At 59.8% G+C, this 15,923-nt stretch carries 16 protein-coding genes; 13 read left to right on the top strand and 3 right to left on the bottom strand.

The window, feature by feature from the left end:
- Nucleotides 1–142: 142 nt before the first annotated feature.
- A complete protein-coding gene (locus tag AC13EY_RS17405; RefSeq protein WP_233049400.1) occupies nucleotides 143–2,065 on the top strand; it encodes an ATP-binding cassette domain-containing protein in 1,923 nt (640 codons plus the stop codon).
- Between the two features lie 154 nt (nucleotides 2,066–2,219).
- On the opposite strand, the gene AC13EY_RS17400 is transcribed toward AC13EY_RS17405, so the two are convergent.
- Nucleotides 2,220–2,657, bottom strand: a complete 438-nt coding sequence (locus AC13EY_RS17400) for a universal stress protein (RefSeq protein WP_233049401.1) — start codon at nucleotides 2,655–2,657, stop codon at nucleotides 2,220–2,222.
- Here AC13EY_RS17400 and AC13EY_RS17395 point away from each other — a divergent pair.
- The 7 genes from AC13EY_RS17395 to AC13EY_RS17365 all read left to right on the top strand — a co-directional run bounded on the left by AC13EY_RS17395 (nucleotide 2,643) and on the right by AC13EY_RS17365 (nucleotide 10,376).
- Nucleotides 2,643–2,936: a hypothetical protein gene (locus tag AC13EY_RS17395; protein WP_228246700.1), complete on the top strand. Its 294-nt coding sequence runs from the start codon at nucleotides 2,643–2,645 to the stop codon at nucleotides 2,934–2,936. The genes AC13EY_RS17400 and AC13EY_RS17395 overlap by 15 nt on opposite strands.
- Nucleotides 2,937–3,184: 248 nt before the next feature.
- Entirely contained in the window at nucleotides 3,185–5,332 is a 2,148-nt protein-coding gene (fadB, locus tag AC13EY_RS17390; protein ID WP_228246699.1) for a fatty acid oxidation complex subunit alpha FadB, read from the top strand.
- 30 nt (nucleotides 5,333–5,362) lie between these two features.
- A complete protein-coding gene (gene fadA, locus AC13EY_RS17385) occupies nucleotides 5,363–6,538 on the top strand; it encodes an acetyl-CoA C-acyltransferase FadA (protein ID WP_228246698.1) in 1,176 nt (391 codons plus the stop codon).
- An 83-nt stretch (nucleotides 6,539–6,621) separates the two neighbouring features.
- Nucleotides 6,622–6,834 carry a DUF1653 domain-containing protein gene (locus tag AC13EY_RS17380; protein WP_088276511.1) on the top strand — a complete coding sequence of 71 codons (213 nt, stop codon included), beginning with the start codon at nucleotides 6,622–6,624 and terminating at the stop codon, nucleotides 6,832–6,834.
- Between the two features lie 93 nt (nucleotides 6,835–6,927).
- Nucleotides 6,928–9,549 carry a type I DNA topoisomerase gene (gene topA, locus AC13EY_RS17375; protein ID WP_233049402.1) on the top strand — a complete coding sequence of 874 codons (2,622 nt, stop codon included), beginning with the start codon at nucleotides 6,928–6,930 and terminating at the stop codon, nucleotides 9,547–9,549.
- Nucleotides 9,550–9,560: 11 nt separating this feature from the next.
- Nucleotides 9,561–10,061, top strand: a complete 501-nt coding sequence (locus AC13EY_RS17370) for a DUF6586 family protein (protein ID WP_482876957.1) — start codon at nucleotides 9,561–9,563, stop codon at nucleotides 10,059–10,061.
- Nucleotides 10,062–10,133: 72 nt separating this feature from the next.
- Complete coding sequence (locus tag AC13EY_RS17365; protein ID WP_088276508.1) at nucleotides 10,134–10,376, top strand: hypothetical protein; 243 nt, start codon at nucleotides 10,134–10,136, stop codon at nucleotides 10,374–10,376.
- Between the two features lie 56 nt (nucleotides 10,377–10,432).
- On the opposite strand, the gene sulA is transcribed toward AC13EY_RS17365, so the two are convergent.
- Both sulA and lexA read right to left on the bottom strand, forming a co-directional pair.
- Nucleotides 10,433–10,921: an SOS-induced cell division inhibitor SulA gene (sulA, locus tag AC13EY_RS17360; protein WP_228246695.1), complete on the bottom strand. Its 489-nt coding sequence runs from the start codon at nucleotides 10,919–10,921 to the stop codon at nucleotides 10,433–10,435.
- A gap of 10 nt (nucleotides 10,922–10,931) precedes the next feature.
- Nucleotides 10,932–11,540, bottom strand: a complete 609-nt coding sequence (lexA, locus tag AC13EY_RS17355; RefSeq protein ID WP_228246694.1) for a transcriptional repressor LexA — start codon at nucleotides 11,538–11,540, stop codon at nucleotides 10,932–10,934.
- Between the two features lie 203 nt (nucleotides 11,541–11,743).
- Between lexA and AC13EY_RS17350 the strand changes: the two genes are divergently transcribed.
- The 5 genes from AC13EY_RS17350 to AC13EY_RS17330 are packed head-to-tail and all read left to right on the top strand — an operon-like array spanning nucleotide 11,744 to nucleotide 15,902.
- Nucleotides 11,744–12,412: a TetR/AcrR family transcriptional regulator gene (locus AC13EY_RS17350; protein WP_088276504.1), complete on the top strand. Its 669-nt coding sequence runs from the start codon at nucleotides 11,744–11,746 to the stop codon at nucleotides 12,410–12,412.
- A gap of 56 nt (nucleotides 12,413–12,468) precedes the next feature.
- Nucleotides 12,469–12,957 carry a L,D-transpeptidase gene (locus AC13EY_RS17345; RefSeq protein ID WP_088276502.1) on the top strand — a complete coding sequence of 163 codons (489 nt, stop codon included), beginning with the start codon at nucleotides 12,469–12,471 and terminating at the stop codon, nucleotides 12,955–12,957.
- A gap of 49 nt (nucleotides 12,958–13,006) precedes the next feature.
- Complete coding sequence (gene nagZ, locus AC13EY_RS17340) at nucleotides 13,007–13,993, top strand: beta-N-acetylhexosaminidase (RefSeq protein WP_482877045.1); 987 nt, start codon at nucleotides 13,007–13,009, stop codon at nucleotides 13,991–13,993.
- Nucleotides 13,990–15,153, top strand: coding sequence for a mechanosensitive ion channel family protein (locus tag AC13EY_RS17335; RefSeq protein WP_482876953.1), 1,164 nt, complete (start codon nucleotides 13,990–13,992; stop codon nucleotides 15,151–15,153). The genes nagZ and AC13EY_RS17335 overlap by 4 nt, the downstream gene beginning before the upstream one ends.
- Nucleotides 15,150–15,902 (top strand): S-methyl-5'-thioinosine phosphorylase, encoded by a 753-nt coding sequence (locus AC13EY_RS17330; RefSeq protein WP_228246185.1) that lies wholly within the window; start codon nucleotides 15,150–15,152, stop codon nucleotides 15,900–15,902. The genes AC13EY_RS17335 and AC13EY_RS17330 overlap by 4 nt, the downstream gene beginning before the upstream one ends.
- The last annotated feature ends 21 nt before the right edge of the window (nucleotides 15,903–15,923 follow it).

The following is a 15,923-nucleotide window of genomic DNA, read 5'->3' as shown; positions in this document are numbered from 1 at the left end:
GGGGGAAGCGGGCACTTGCTCGGTTCCGCTCGCAGCGGGCATGTGGAATTAATCAGTGCTTCCTTAATCAAACGCCGGGTGGCGGTTATGTGTTGCCGCCGCACAGGGTAGAATGTCCGGCTTGATAGCCAACAGGTGAGTTATGCCGCTGCTTTCGTTTTCCGATGTATCTCTGGCCTACGGGCTCAATCCGCTGCTGGATAAAGTGGGCTTTCAGCTCGATCGTGGCGAGCGGGTCTGCCTGATTGGTCGCAACGGTGCGGGTAAATCCAGCCTGTTTCGCCTGGTGACCGGTGAGCAGACAGCCGACGAAGGCGAGATCTGGTTTGCCCCGGGATTGAAGGTGGGGCAGTTGCCGCAGGAGCTGCCGGCGGCCGATGACAAGACCGTCTATGACGTGGTGGCGTCCGGTCTGGCTGGTGTCGGTGAGCTGCTTGCCGAGTATCATCATCTGATCTCCGGTGATATGGGTGACGCCGAGCTGGCGCGGCTGGAGAAGGTGCAGGGGCAGTTGGAGGCGAAGGACGGTTGGCGTCTTGATCAACTGGTCGATACCACCCTGACCCGGCTCGGATTGCCGGCCGACAAGCAGATGTCGGAGCTCTCCGGTGGCTGGCGCCGCCGGGTGCTGCTGGCGCAGGCGCTGGTGGCAGAGCCGGACGTGCTGCTGCTGGACGAACCGACCAACCACCTGGATATTCATACCATCGCCTGGCTGGAAAGCGTGCTGCTGGAGTTCCGTGGTGCGGTGCTGTTTATCACCCACGACCGGGCATTCCTGCAGGCCTTGGCGACCCGCATTCTTGAGCTGGATCGCGGTCAGCTGATTGATTGGCAGGGTGACTATCGCAGCTTCCTGGAGCACAAGGAGCAGCAGCTGGCAGCCGAAGCGACAGCCAATGCGTTGTTCGACAAGAAGCTGGCGCAGGAAGAGGTCTGGATTCGTCAGGGCATCAAGGCCCGCCGTACCCGTAACGAAGGCCGTGTGCGCGCGCTCAAGGCGATGCGCGAAGAGCGTGCCCAGCGTATTGAGCGTCAGGGCAAGGCGAGCTTTCAGCTGGAAACTGCCGAGGCGTCCGGCAAGCGGGTTATTGAGGTCGAGAATGTCAGCTTTGCCTGGCCTGGCCGCGCGCCGCTGGTGCGTGACCTGTCGCTTAATGTGATTCGCGGGGATCGGATCGGTCTGATCGGCAACAACGGTTCCGGCAAAAGTACCCTGCTCAAGCTGCTGCTGGGGCAGTTGCAGCCAACCAGTGGCCGCATTCATAGCGGCACGCGGCTGGAGGTCGCCTACTTCGATCAGTTGCGTGATCAGCTCGATCCGGAAAAGACCGTGATCGACAATATTTCCGAAGGGCGCGACTTCATCGAGATCAATGGCGATCGCCGCCACATAATCAGCTATCTCGGGGACTTTCTGTTCTCTGCCGAGCGCGCCCGTACGCCGGTCAAGGCACTGTCCGGTGGCGAACGCGCAAGGCTGCTGCTGGCGCGCTTGTTCAGCAAGCCCGCCAACCTGCTGGTGCTCGATGAGCCGACCAACGATCTCGACGTGGAAACCCTGGAACTGCTGGAAGAAGTGCTCGCCGGTTTCGACGGCACCGTGCTGATCGTCAGCCACGACCGGGCGTTTCTGGATAACGTGGTCACCAGCAGTCTGGTGTTTGAAGGTCAGGGCAGGGTGCGTGAGTATGTCGGCGGCTATGCCGACTGGCTGCGGCAGGGCGGCAGTGTTGACCAACTCGCGGAGTGGGGTGAAAAGGCGCAGCCCCAGAGTGCGCCTGTTGCCGAGCCGACCCCTGAGCCGGTTCCGGCAGCACCGGCAGCAGCCGCCAAGCCCAAACTCAGCTACAAGTTGCAGCGCGAACTGGATGGCTTGCCTGCGGTGCTGGAAAAGCTGGAAGCGGAGCTGGAAGCCTTGCAGGTGCAGGTCGGTGATCCCGATTTCTACCTGCAGTCCCATGAGGTGACTGCCCCGGTGCTGGCGGCAGTGGAAGCCAAACAGGCCGAACTGGACGCCGCCATGGATCGCTGGGCGGAGCTGGAGGATATGGCGGGCGGCTAAGCCATCTCGCTCTGGCTACAAGCTACAAGCTACAAGCTACAAGCTACAAGCTACAAGCTACAAGCTACAAGCTACAAGCTACAAGCGAGGGAAGGCTGTCTTCCGGGTTTCTCCTGCAGCTTGAGGCTTGTGGCTTGCAGCTCCCGCAGGGGCGCTAGCCCTTCTTCCCCAGCCGCACGGCGATCACGTCGCAGGGCGCGCCGTGCAGTACGTCGTTGGCGGTTGAACCCAGCAGCAGCGCCAGGCCGTGGCGGCCGTGGCTGCCTACGACGATAAGGTCACAATCCTGCTCGGTGGCGACCCGGTGGATTTCCTGGCGCGGATGGCCGAAGGCAATCTGCAGCTGTTCTTCAGGCAGGCCGTAATCCGCAGCAAACAGCTGCATGCGCTCCTTTGCCTGCTCGAACTGCTGTTGCTGCAGCATCGACAGGTCCATGGGTACATCTCCGCCGTATGCCATTGCCAGCGGTTCTACCACGTGCAGCAATGACAGTTTTGCATTCAGGGCTTTGGCCAGCTGCAGAGCGTGGTCAGCGACAGCGCGGCACTCTTCGATCAGGTCAACCGCGACCAGCACGTGTTTGTACAGCATCGGCTCTTTCTCCTTTTTTGCAGCGATACTAGCAGTCTTGTCGAGCAAGGTGCAGCCCGTTTCTTCGAGGGCTTCCGCGGCTGCCTGGCGAACCTCGTCTATTCTCAGCATAGCGCCGATCAGGGCGTTGATGCAGACTGTTTCCGTCCGTTTTTTCATGGCCTGGCGGCAGCCGCGACTGCTGTGGAGACGGGTTTTTTGCTGCAGGCTGCATTGCTTGAAGAGAAAGTTGATGGTCTGGTTTGGAATTGGGTGTTCTTTTTATCTAATTGTTTTTAAAGAATTTATTTGTTGTTTTGTTGGGGGGAGACAGCTATTTTGGCGGCGCTGATGCCGCCCCCCAATTGACAACAGGGCTGAATTCAAAGAAGGTGTGCGCACCCGAATCAAACGGTCGTATGAATTTTTTGATTCAGCGTGTCCCCCGATTATCGGGATCGTTCATGACACTGGCAGGCGACGTGTCGGCAAAGAGACGTGGCTGGCCGGTGTTTCTCATGTGCTTTTCATAGCGTGGAGATCAGTTGATGATTTACGAAGGTAAAGCCATCACGGTTCAAGGCCTTGAAGACGGCATCGTCGAGCTCAGATTTGATCTGCAGGGCGAGTCGGTCAACAAGTTCAACAGCGCCACTCTGTCCGAGCTGCAGGCGGCGGTAGAGGCCATCCAGAACAATGCCGATGTCACCGGCGTTGTTGTCACCAGCGGCAAGGACGTTTTCATCGTCGGCGCCGACATCACCGAATTCGTTGGTACGTTCAAGCTGCCGGAAGAAGATCTGGTTGCCGGAAACCTGGAAGCCAACAAGATCTTCAACGCATTTGAAGACCTGAACGTTCCCACCGTTGCTGCCATCAATGGCATCGCGCTGGGTGGTGGTCTGGAAATGTGTCTGGCTGCCGATTTCCGTGTCATGGCCGCCAGCGCCAAGATCGGTCTGCCGGAGGTCAAGCTGGGTATCTACCCGGGCTTCGGCGGCACCGTTCGCCTGCCGCGCCTGATCGGCGTGGACAACGCCATCGAGTGGATCTGCGGCGGTACCGAGCAGCGTGCCGACAAGGCTCTGAAAGCCGGTGCAGTTGATGCGGTTGTTGCCGATGACCAGCTCAAGGCGGCTGCCATTGACGTGATCAAGCGTGCCATCGCCGGCGAGCTGGACTACAAGGCCAAGCGTCAGCCCAAACTGGAAAAGGTCAAGCTGAACACCATCGAGCAGATGATGGCGTTTGAAACCTCCAAGGGTTTCGTCGCCGGTCAGGCTGGCCCGAACTACCCGGCCCCGGTTGAAGCGATCAAGACCATCCAGAAGGCCGCCAACCACGGCCGTGAAAAGGCGCTGGAAATTGAAGCTGCCGGTTTTGCCAAGCTGGCCAAGACCTCTGTTGCTGCCAGCCTCGTTGGTCTGTTCCTGAACGATCAGGTGCTCAAGCACAAAGCCAAGAAGTACGACAAGCAGGCTGGTGATGTGAAGCTGGCTGCCGTGCTGGGCGCAGGCATCATGGGTGGCGGTATCGCCTACCAGTCTGCCGTCAAGGGCACTCCGATCCTGATGAAGGATATCCGCGAGGAAGGCATCCAGCTGGGTCTGGACGAAGCCTCCAAGCTGCTGGGCAAGCGTGTTGCCAAAGGCCGCATGAAGCCTGAGCAAATGGCCAAGGCGCTGAATGCCATCCGTCCGACCATGTCTTACGGCGACTTCAAGGAAGTTGACCTGGTGGTTGAAGCGGTTGTCGAGAATCCGAAGGTCAAGCACGCGGTGCTGGCAGAAGTGGAAGGTCAGGTAACGGAAGACACCATCATCACTTCCAATACCTCGACTATCTCCATCACCTATCTGGCCGAGGCGCTCAAGCGTCCGGAGAACTTCTGCGGCATGCACTTCTTCAACCCGGTACACATGATGCCGCTGGTTGAGGTTATCCGTGGCGCGAAGTCCAGCGACAAAGCGGTTGCCACCACTGTTGCCTACGCCAAGAAGATGGGCAAGACCCCGGTTGTGGTCAACGACTGCCCCGGCTTCCTGGTCAATCGTATCCTGTTCCCGTATTTCGGTGGCTTTGCTCGCCTGATCGGCATGGGTGCCGACTTCCAGCGCGTTGACAAGGTCATGGAAAAGTTTGGCTGGCCGATGGGCCCGGCTTACCTGATGGACGTTGTCGGCATGGACACCGGTCACCACGGCCGTGACGTCATGGCTGAAGGCTACCCGGACCGTATGGCCGACAAGACCCGCACCGCTGTTGACGTCATGTACGACGCCGGCCGCCTGGGTCAGAAGACCGGCAGCGGCTTCTATGCCTACGAGATGGACAAGAAGGGCAAGCCGAAGAAGGTTGTCGACGCCAAGGCTTATGAACTGCTGAAAGAAGTGGTTCTGGAGCAGCGCGAGTTCACCGACGAGGAAATCATCGAAATCATGATGGTTCCGCTGTGCCTGGAAACCGTACGCTGCCTGGAAGATGGCATCGTCGAGTCCGCGGCTGACGCAGATATGGGTCTGGTCTACGGTATCGGCTTCCCGCCCTTCCGTGGTGGCGCCCTGCGTTACATCGACACCATCGGCGTGGCCGAGTTTGTTGCCATTGCTGATAAATACGCCGAGTTCGGCGCCATGTACGCACCGACTGAAAAGCTGCGTGAAATGGCGAAGAACGGTCAGAAATTCTTCGGTTAACCGCGGAACGTACAGAGCGAGAGTAAATCTATGAGCCTGAATCCGAGAGACGTCGTAATTGTCGATTTCGGCCGCACCCCGATGGGCCGTTCCAAGGGCGGCATGTATCGCAACGTGCGTGCTGAAACCCTGTCCGCCAACCTGATTACCGGCGTACTGGCACGTAACCCGAAGATCGATCCGGCAGAAGTCGAAGATGTGATCTGGGGCTGTGTAAACCAGACCCTGGAGCAGGGTTGGAACATCGCACGCATGGCGTCGCTGATGACCCCGATTCCGCACACCAGTGCCGCGCAAACCGTCAGCCGTCTGTGTGGTTCGTCCATGAGTGCGCTGCACACCGCTGCTCAGGCGATCATGACCGGTAACGGTGATGTGTTCGTCGTCGGTGGCGTCGAGCACATGGGTCACGTTGGCATGATGCACGGTGTTGATCCGAACCCGGCACTGTCGCTGTACGCTGCCAAGGCGTCCGGCATGATGGGTCTGACTGCTGAAATGCTGGGCAAGATGCATGGCATCACCCGCGAGCAGCAGGACGCCTTCGGTGAGCGTTCTCACCGTCTGGCGCACAAGGCCACCGTCGAAGGTAACTTCAAGGATGAAATCATCCCGATGGAAGGCCATGACGAGAACGGCTTCCTGCGGGTGTTCACCGAGGACGAAACCATTCGCCCGGAAACCACCATCGAGAGCCTGGCTGCCCTGCGCCCGGCGTTCAACCCGAAAGGCGGTACCGTCACTGCGGGTACCTCCTCGCAGATCACTGACGGCGCTTCCTGCATGATCGTGATGTCTGCCGAGCGCGCCCAGGCCCTGGGTCTTGAGCCGCTGGCGGTCATTCGCTCCATGGCGGTTGCCGGTGTTGATCCGGCGATCATGGGTTACGGTCCGGTACCGTCCACCAAGAAGGCACTGCAGCGCGCCGGCCTGACCATGGATGACGTCGACTTCGTTGAACTGAACGAAGCCTTCGCTGCCCAGGCACTGCCGGTCCTGAAAGACCTGAAGCTGCTGGACAAGATGGACGAGAAAGTGAACCTGCACGGCGGTGCGATCGCCCTGGGTCACCCGTTTGGCTGCTCCGGTGCACGTATCTCCGGTACTCTGCTGAACGTCATGAAACAGAACGGCGGCACTATCGGTATCTCTACCATGTGCGTTGGTCTGGGTCAGGGTATCACCACAGTCTTCGAGCGTGTCTGAAGCCTGCAGGTGGTAGCGAAAGCCGAGGCCTTGTGCCTCGGCTTTTTTATTGATGCTGACACTGGATACAGAGGAGGGCAGTAATGCGTCCGGGACGTTATCGGCACTATAAAGGAAAGGACTATCAGGTCATCGGTCTGGCGCGGCACTCGGAGACCGAGGAGCCGCTCGTCGTGTATCGAACCCTGTACGGCGACTTCGACCTCTGGGTAAGACCGCTGGCCATGTTCAACGAAGTGGTCGAGGTTGACGGCGAGTCACATCCGCGCTTTACCTTTATCAGCGAAGACGTGTAGGCTCTGGCCCCTCCAGCCCATCCGGCAGTTTGCCGTGTGATGTGGCTGAGTCGCCAGTTTCGAGTTCAGTTCGGGTCAGGAAAAAAAGTATCCATGGGAAAAGCACTGGTCATTGTGGAGTCGCCAGCCAAGGCCAAGACAATCAACAAGTATCTCGGTAACGAGTATGTGGTGAAGTCGAGTATCGGCCATATTCGCGACCTGCCCACCAGCGGCAGTGGCAAGACCGAAAGCAAACCCAGGGGTGGGCGCAAGACCGCTGCCAGCGAGCAGGAAAAGCAGCAGAAAGCCAGGGCGCAACTGGTCAAGCGCATGGGTGTCGATCCGGAGAACGACTGGAAGGCCCACTACGAAATTCTGCCCGGCAAGGAAAAGGTCGTCGACGAGCTGCGTCGTCTGGCCAAGGACGCCGACACCGTCTATCTCGCAACGGACTTGGACCGCGAAGGGGAAGCCATCGCCTGGCACCTGCGCGAGAGCATCGGTGGCGACGATTCACGCTACAAGCGCGTGGTGTTCAACGAAATCACCAAAAAGGCTATCCAGGAGGCGTTCTCGCAGCCTGGTGAGCTGGATATGAACCGTGTCAATGCCCAGCAGGCGCGTCGTTTCCTTGATCGCGTGGTGGGTTATATGGTTTCGCCGCTGTTGTGGCAGAAGATTGCTCGCGGGCTTTCTGCTGGCCGCGTGCAGTCGGTGGCGGTCAAGCTGATCGTTGATCGTGAGCGCGAAATCCGTGCCTTTGTGCCTGAGGAGTTCTGGGAGGTGCATGCGCGCCTGAACACGCCCAAGGCAGAAAGTGTCCGCTTCGAGGTGGTCAAGCAGAACGGTGAGACCTTCCGCCCGACCAACAAGGCGCAGACCGATGCCGCGCTGGCGGTGCTTGAAAAGGCGGCCTACAAGGCGGTCAAGCGTGAGGACAAGCCGACCAGCTCGCGTCCGAATGCGCCCTTTATTACCTCCACACTGCAGCAGGCTGCCAGTACGCGCCTGGGTTTCAGTGTGAAGAAAACCATGATGATGGCCCAGCGTCTCTACGAGGCGGGTTACATCACCTATATGCGTACCGACTCGACCAATCTGTCGGCGGATGCCATTGCGATGGCGCGCAGCTATATCGAAAGCAACTTTGGCGACGCCTACCTGCCGGAAAAGCCGAACCTGTACAGCAGCAAGGAAGGCGCGCAGGAAGCACACGAAGCCATCCGTCCTTCCGACGTCAAGCTCAAGCAGACCGATCTCAAGGGCATGGAGCGCGATGCTGAACGTCTGTATGAGTTGATCTGGCGTCAATTTGTGGCGTGTCAGATGACGCCGGCCAAGTACCTGTCGACCAGTATCCAGGTAGCCGCTGGCGAGTTTGAGTTGCGTGCCAAGGGCCGCATTCTCAAGTTTGACGGCTATACCCGGGTGATGCCGCAGCAGGGCAAGGGCGGCGAAGACGAGGTGTTGCCGGAGATCAAGGTTGATGATGTGCTGGCGCTGCAGGGCCTGGACCCCAAGCAGCACTTCACCAAGCCGCCGGCGCGCTACGCCGAAGCCAGCCTGGTCAAGGAGCTGGAAAAACGCGGCATTGGCCGCCCTTCGACCTATGCGTCGATTATTTCCACGATTCAGGATCGTGGCTACGTGACCCTGAATAACCGCCGGTTCTACGCCGAGAAGATGGGCGATATCGTTACCGAGCGCCTGAACGAGAGCTTCCCGAACCTGATGGACTATGGCTTTACCGCGAAGATGGAGGAGTCACTGGATGACGTCGCTCACGGTGAAGTGCTGTGGAAGCAGGTGCTGAATAATTTCTATGCCGATTTCAGTGCCAAGTTGAGTGCCGCCTCTGCGTCTGGTGAAGATAAGGGGATGCGCGCGAATCAGCCGACGATGACCGATATCCCGTGTCAGGATTGTGGTCGACCGATGATGATTCGTACGGCCTCGACGGGTGTGTTCCTCGGCTGTTCCGGTTATGCCCTGCCACCGAAAGAGCGTTGCAAGGCGACCATTAACCTGGTGCCGGGCAATGAAGTGGCGGCAGATGACGAAGAAGGCGAGTCTCGCGTGCTGCGTGGCAAGCATCGTTGCGCTATCTGCGGCACCGCGATGGACAGTTATCTGATCGACGAGCGGCGCAAGTTGCATGTCTGTGGTAACAACCCGGATTGCTCGGGTTTCGAGATCGAGACAGGTCAGTTCAAGATCAAGGGCTATGACGGTCCAACCCTTGAGTGCGACAAGTGCGGCAGCGAAATGCAGCTCAAGACTGGCCGTTTCGGCAAGTATTTCGGCTGTACCAACAGCGAGTGCAAGAACACCCGCAAGCTGCTGCGTAACGGTGAGGCCGCGCCGCCGAAAGCGGATCCGGTGCCGATGCCGGAACTCAAGTGTGAAAAGGTTGATGATGTATACGTACTGCGCGACGGTGCTTCCGGCCTGTTCCTGGCTGCAAGCCAGTTCCCGAAAAACCGGGAAACCCGGGCGCCTCTGGTCAAGGAGCTGATTCCGCACAAGGCGGAGATTGATCCGAAATACCACTTCCTGCTGGATGCGCCGGTGGCTGATCCTGACGGCAATCCGACTGTCGTGCGCTACAGCCGCAAGACCAAGGAGCAGTACGTGCAGACCGAAGTTGAGGGCAAGCCCACAGGGTGGCGGGCTTTCCATGATGGCAAGCAGTGGTCGGTGGATGACGGCCGCAGCAAGAAGGCCAAGCGGTAAGGCAGGCAACCATGGCTAATGAAGTCTATACCCGCACCAATCAGGCGTTGTATTTTGCCCGCCGTGCGATCGAGTCCTGGCAGCAGGCAGAGCAGAGCGACGCGATCGATGCACTGACGCAGGCGCAGTATCATCGTGAGCATGCGGTTTTTCATCTCTACCGGGGCGTATTGGCGCTGATTCATGAGGTGGCAGACCGGTACCGCTGGCCGCTGGTTGATGCGCGTCAGGTCGAATCGGTGCTGGTACCCGCGGTAGTCAGTCGGTTTCCCGGTCCCGAGCTGGCGGAACTCACCGAGCTGGCTGACAGCGCTGGTACCTGGCTGGCCGGTGTCATTGCCGCCTGGCAGCGATTGCAGGCACCGCCGCAGCCGGTCGACAACTCGACCAACTCGCTGATTGCCACCAGTGCCACGCCGGTCACCGAGTGGACCAGTGTGCAAGCCGAGGAAGTCCTGCAGGAGGTTTCCCGTCGCGTACGTGCCTATCGCGACGGCATGCAGGAATGGTGAAGGCGGGATCGCGGATGCCGTGAGTACGGCGCTGTGTTACACTGCGCGCAGTTCAGACAGGAGATATCCGCAATGCCTTCACCCTTCCTTGAAATCGTCGAGCTCGCCAATGGCAAGGTTGCTCTGCGCCGTTCCGACGAAGAGGGTGAGCCGTTGGTGGTGATCGAGTTTTCCCGCGATGCGCGGGAATATCTGCAGGAAAGCTATATTGAAGTTGCCAAGGCGATGATCAGTGCCGGCATGCAGGCCGCTGGCCAGATGATGGATGAGGATGACGACGGCGACGCCATCCCTGAAAGCCGTGTCCTGCATTAATCGACACCGCGATAGTTCAAAGGCCAGCATTGAGCTGGCCTTTTTTGTATCTGTTTTCAGCCCAGATGGACGTTCAGGCTGTGGCAGCGGCCGGCCTGGGCCGCTCGTTCCAGGCGCGGGGCAATGCAGCTGTCGTGATCAAGCCAGCTGACAACGGTATGGCTGCCGCCCATCCTGAGCAGGTCGCAGCAGAGTTTGAGGCTGTCCATGCCGGCCTTGGAGCGCACGATCATGATGCGTTGAGGGTCGAGGTTGGCGCCGCGAAGCCATTGCTGGCTGAGTGCAGCGGGCGGGTCGATCAGGGTAAGCCAGCGCCGGCTGTCTTTCTGGCTCAGTTCGCGCAGCACCGGGGCCAGCCACTGCAGGCACTGGCGGGCGCTGCCTTGCAGGGTCATCTCGCTGTAACTGCCATCCTGTTCATCATCCTGCGGCAGTGCCTGTGCTGGCTGCGCAAAGGCACGGTGCTTCAGGCGTGTTGCCATCAGGGCGTTGTGAAACAGGTCGGTCTGGGTCAGGGTCTGTTGCTCGGTGCGGGCGTACTGCATGATCAGCTCCTCAGCGGCGGATAACTCCGACGCTTAAACCTTCAATGGTAAGTTCCTGTTCTGCAAGGTCGATCTCAATCGGCCTGAAGTCCGGGTTTTCTGCAATCAGCGAGACCTTGCGGCCCTGGCGCTGAAAGCGTTTTACCGTGACTTCTTCTCCTATGCGGGCCACTACGACCTGCCCGTTACGGGCTTCGCTGGTGCGGTGTACTGCCAGCAGGTCGCCGTCCATGATGCCGATGTCTTTCATGCTTTCCCCATGGACCCGCAGCAGGTAGTCGGCGCGGGGAGTGAAAAAGTCGGGGGAGATACGGCAATGGTCTTCGATATTTTCAAGCGCCAGAATCGGCGCACCGGCTGCCACTCGACCGATCACCGGAAGCTGGTCATCACTGGCTTCGCTATCCGATTCCGGCAGGCGAATACCGCGCGAGGCGCCGGGGATCATCTCGATAGCGCCCTTGCGGGCCAGGGCGCGCAGATGGTCTTCGGCTGCGTTGGGCGACTTGAAGCCCAGAGTCTTGGCAATATCGACGCGCGTCGGCGGGTAGCCGTTGCTGTCCATGTATTCCTTGATGAACGCCAGAACCTGCTGTTGTCGCGCGGTAAGTTTCTGCATGGCGGGTTGCCTGTGTTTTTATCCAGTAACTGAGATTATATACAGTTGTTTTGCTCCGGCAACCCCTAATTTTCGTGTCGCTGTTCACCGGTTTGCCAAAGGGAGGATGGGATTTACGTGGGCGGGGAGGTAGTCTGGGGTTGACACTAAAATCGTTTTAAACGTATGTTTGAAACGAATGTTTGCCTCACTTGGGGGAGCGCATGGCGCAGTCCGACACGGTCAAGCGAATACTTGACGCCGCAGAACAGCTTTTTGCCGAAAAGGGTTTCGCGGAAACCTCTCTACGTCTGATCACCAGCAAGGCAGGCGTCAATCTGGCCGCGGTCAACTACCATTTTGGCTCAAAGAAGGCATTGATTCAGGCCGTGTTCGTCCGGTTCCTGGACCCCTTCGTCAGCAGCCTTGAGAAGGAACTGGATCTGCGCGAGTCGCGTGACAAGGGCGCGCCACCCAGTCTTGAGGTGCTGCTCGAAATGCTGGTTCAGCAGGCGCTGGCAGTGAAGCCGCGCAACGGCCATGACCTCTCAACCTTCATGCGGTTGCTAGGGCTCGCATTCAACCAGAGCCAGGGCCATCTGCGCAAATACCTCAGCGAGGTGTATGGCAAGGTATTTCAGCGTTATATGCAGCTTCTGGTCAGTGCTGTGCCGGGCATCCCTCCGCAGGAGCTGTTCTGGCGCGTTCACTTTATGCTCGGCAGCGCGGCCTTCACCATGTCCAGCATGAAGGCGCTGCGTGCGATTGCGGAGGCGGAGCTGGGCGAGCCGCGTCCGGTCGACGATGTGTTGCGGCTGATGGTTCCGTTCCTGGCAGCCGGAATGCGCGCCGAGAGCGCGACGTTGAGCCGGCCCGAGGCGATGGCGCTGTAACCTGCATTTACCTCCGCTGCGCTGTCCGCTAAGGTGTGCGCAGCGCTGGAGGTGACATGCAGCTCGATCATATTCATATTTCCCTGAACGATCAGACCCTGGTTGGCTTCTGCGCTGGCGAGGTTGTCTGTCGTTATGCCGTATCCACAGCGCTTAATGGCCCTGGCGAGCAGGAAGGGTCCGGCTGCACGCCGCGCGGCGCCCATCGGGTGCGCGCACGAATCGGCGATGGTCAGCCGTTGGGGGCCGTGTTCATCGGCCGGCGTCCCACCGGGGAGGTATGGACCCGGGCGCTGGCGGAGCAATTTCCCGAGCGAGACTGGATTCTGACCCGAATTCTCTGGCTCTGCGGTGAGCAGGTCGGATTCAACCGTGGTGGCCGGGTTGATTCCCAGCGCCGCTATATCTATCTGCATGGTACCGGCGACGATCAGCCGATGGGTGCGCCGCTGTCCCATGGCTGCATTCGTCTGCGCAATGCCGACATGCTGGAACTGTTCGAGCGTACGCCGGTCGGTTGTAGCGTTCAGATTGACGCGCAGTAATGATGCGCTGTCGTTTTCAGGAGAAGCAATATTGAAACAGGGTGCCTTGATGCTGGATCTGCCTGGCCTGTGGCTGGAAGCAGAGGACAGGCAGTTGTTGCGTCAGCCGGAAGTCGCCGGCTTGATCTTGTTTGCGCGCAATACAGAATCGCCGCGCCAGGTCGCCGAGCTGGTGAGGGCCATCCGCAAGGAGCGCCCGGACATGCTGATAGCGATAGACCAGGAAGGCGGGCGCGTTCAGCGCCTGCGCCGTGACGTACTCAGGCTGCCCGCGCTGGCTGACGTCGCTGCGGTGGCTGACGCGCAGGCTGACGCGGTGGCCCGGGCTGCTGCCTGGGTAATGGCGACCGAGATGCTGGCCTGTGGTATCGATATCAGCTTTGCGCCGGTTCTCGATCTTGATTACGGTCGCAGTCAGGTGATCGGTAATCGCTCGCTGGGCGGCGATCCTGATCGGGTGGCGCGTCTCGCCAGTGCCTATATTGATGGTCTGCACGCGGCGGGTATGGCGGCCACCGGCAAGCACTTCCCTGGCCACGGCTGGGCCGAGGCGGATTCGCACTTTGCGCTGCCGGTGGATGACCGGTCACTGGAGGATATTCGCCAGAGCGATCTGGTGCCCTTTGCGGCGCTGGCCGGCAAGCTGGACGGCATCATGCCGGCGCACGTTGTGTATTCTCGGGTCGACCCTTTGCCTGCCGGGTTTTCCACCCGCTGGCTGCAGGACATCCTGCGCGCAGAGCTGGGTTTTGATGGCGTTATCTTCAGTGATGATCTGACCATGGCCGGCGCGCATGCGGTTGGCGGTATGGCAGAGCGGATCGATGCCGCGCAGGCGGCGGGGTGCGACATGCTGCTGATTTGCAATGATCGTGCGGCGGCGGAAGAAGGGCTGGTGCACGCGCAGAAGCAAGGCTTGCAATGCCCGGCCCGCATCGCTCGCATGCTGACGCTCAGGCCGGCCGGTGCCGATTACCATGCGACGCCAGAATGGCGTCAGGCTGTTTCCTTGTTGAGGGAGTTTGATCTGGTTTGAATGATTTCATCGAACAGTTGCCGGAGCAGTTGCAGCTCGATCAGCTTCCGCTGATCGGCGAGGCCTGGATCTACCAGGTGTTTGCAGTGGTGCTGGCGTCGCTGATGACCGCCTATATCGTCAAGCGTGTGCTGGACCACATGCAAAAGCGTGCCGAGAAAACCCGCAATATCTGGGACGATGCGCTGGTCGATGCGGCCCGGCGCCCGGCCTGGGTGCTGATCTGGAGTATGGGGCTGCTTTGGGCGGCGCGGATTACTGCGCTGCAGATGGATGATGACCTGGCAGCGGTGCTGGATCAGGTGCAGCGGGTGCTGCTGATCGTGCTGCTGACCTGGTTTATCCTGCGCATGATGCGGCAGGTTGAGCAGCGGCTTGTTGATCCTGCCTACAGGGAGACACCGGCCGACAAAACGACGGTTGGTGCGATTGGCAAGTTGCTCAGGGCTTCGGTGGTCATCACTGCGGCGCTGGTCGTGTTGCAGTCGCTCGGATACAGCATTTCCGGGGTGCTGGCATTTGGTGGTATTGGTGGTATTGCCGTCGGCTTTGCTGCCAAGGATCTGCTTGCGAACTTCTTCGGCGGGCTGATGATCTATCTGGATCGCCCCTTTGTGGTGGGCAACTGGATACGCTCGCCGGATCGCAACATTGAAGGTACCGTCGAGGATATCGGCTGGCGTTTGACCCGGATTCGCACCTTCGACAAGCGCCCGCTATACATCCCCAACGCGGTGTTCGCCAATATTGTGGTGGAAAACCCCTCGCGCATGACCCATCGGCGAATTTACGAGCATATCGGTATTCGCTATGACGATATCAAGCGCATGGAGCCGATTGTGGCGGATGTGCGCAAGATGCTGCAGGCGCATGAGGATATCGATCAGGAACAGACTCTGATGGTGTTCTTTGATCGCTGCTCGCCGTCGTCGGTGGATTTCTTTATCTACTGCTTCACGACGCCGGTATGGGCCGAGTTCCACCGGGTGAAGGAGGATGTGCTGTTGAAGATTCTGGCGATCGTCGAGAAGCATGAGGCTCAGGTCGCATTTCCGACGTCGACCATTCATTTGCCGGATGCGCTTGAGTTGCGCAGCGCTCAGCTTGCCGACGGGCGGCCGCGCGATTCTGTGCGTGAGCTGCAGGAGAGTGACGCGTGAGCGGGATTTGGGGTGTTATCGGTGGTACCGGCCTCAGTGCCCTGGACGGTCTGGAAATCGAGAGTGAAGAGCTGATTCAGACTCCTTGGGGTGCGCCTTCTGCGCCGGTTGTCCGTGGCCGTATTGACGGGCAGGCGGTCTGTTTTCTGGCGCGGCATGGTCATCCGCATCGGATACCGCCGCATCGGGTCAATTACCGGGCAAACCTCTGGGCGCTGCGGGAAGCCGGAGTTGATCGCATCGTTGCGGTCAATGCGGTCGGCGGTATTCACCCGCAGTTGCAGACCGGCACGTTCTGCGTGCCGGATCAGCTGATCGACTATACGTGGGGGCGTGCCTCGACTTACTTCGAGGATGATCTGCAAAGCGTCACCCACATTGATTTCACCTCGCCCTACGACGAGCCAGTGCGCGAGCAGCTGCTGGCCGCCCTCAAGGCGCAGAATATCGGTTGTCTGCCGTTTGGCGTCTACGCGGCAACCCAGGGGCCGCGGCTGGAAACTGCGGCCGAGATTCGAAGGTTGGAGCGCGATGGCGCGGATCTGGTCGGCATGACCGGTATGCCCGAGGCGGCGCTGGCCCGAGAGCTGGGGCTCGCCTACGCCTGTCTGGCGCTGGTGGTCAATCCGGCGGCCGGCAAGGCGACCGAGGTGATTACCATGGAAGCTATCGAGGCGGTTGTCGTGGCAGGCATGCAGCAGGTCAAGGCTGTGCTGCAGCGGCTACTGCAGGGCCCGCCACACGCCTGAGTGTGCGGCGGGCTGAGGTGA

The sequence above is a fragment of the Halopseudomonas sp. L-58 genome (assembly GCF_056859475.1).
The sequence above is the reverse complement of the archived record's forward strand: the minus strand, read 5'-3'. Positions and strand labels throughout refer to the sequence as shown.

What these genes read in the sequence shown, in the direction of transcription:
- AC13EY_RS17365 (WP_088276508.1), top strand. Translation starts at nt 10,134, where the DNA reads ATGCCTTCACCCTTCCTTGAAATCGTCGAGCTCGCCAATGGCAAGGTT.
- topA (WP_233049402.1), top strand. Translation starts at nt 6,928, where the DNA reads ATGGGAAAAGCACTGGTCATTGTGGAGTCGCCAGCCAAGGCCAAGACA.
- lexA (WP_228246694.1), bottom strand. Translation starts at nt 11,540, where the DNA reads ATGCAGAAACTTACCGCGCGACAACAGCAGGTTCTGGCGTTCATCAAG.
- AC13EY_RS17345 (WP_088276502.1), top strand. Translation starts at nt 12,469, where the DNA reads ATGCAGCTCGATCATATTCATATTTCCCTGAACGATCAGACCCTGGTT.
- AC13EY_RS17370 (WP_482876957.1), top strand. Translation starts at nt 9,561, where the DNA reads ATGGCTAATGAAGTCTATACCCGCACCAATCAGGCGTTGTATTTTGCC.
- AC13EY_RS17380 (WP_088276511.1), top strand. Translation starts at nt 6,622, where the DNA reads ATGCGTCCGGGACGTTATCGGCACTATAAAGGAAAGGACTATCAGGTC.
- fadA (WP_228246698.1), top strand. Translation starts at nt 5,363, where the DNA reads ATGAGCCTGAATCCGAGAGACGTCGTAATTGTCGATTTCGGCCGCACC.
- AC13EY_RS17350 (WP_088276504.1), top strand. Translation starts at nt 11,744, where the DNA reads ATGGCGCAGTCCGACACGGTCAAGCGAATACTTGACGCCGCAGAACAG.
- AC13EY_RS17400 (WP_233049401.1), bottom strand. Translation starts at nt 2,657, where the DNA reads ATGCTGTACAAACACGTGCTGGTCGCGGTTGACCTGATCGAAGAGTGC.
- sulA (WP_228246695.1), bottom strand. Translation starts at nt 10,921, where the DNA reads ATGCAGTACGCCCGCACCGAGCAACAGACCCTGACCCAGACCGACCTG.
- AC13EY_RS17405 (WP_233049400.1), top strand. Translation starts at nt 143, where the DNA reads ATGCCGCTGCTTTCGTTTTCCGATGTATCTCTGGCCTACGGGCTCAAT.
- nagZ (WP_482877045.1), top strand. Translation starts at nt 13,007, where the DNA reads ATGCTGGATCTGCCTGGCCTGTGGCTGGAAGCAGAGGACAGGCAGTTG.
- fadB (WP_228246699.1), top strand. Translation starts at nt 3,185, where the DNA reads ATGATTTACGAAGGTAAAGCCATCACGGTTCAAGGCCTTGAAGACGGC.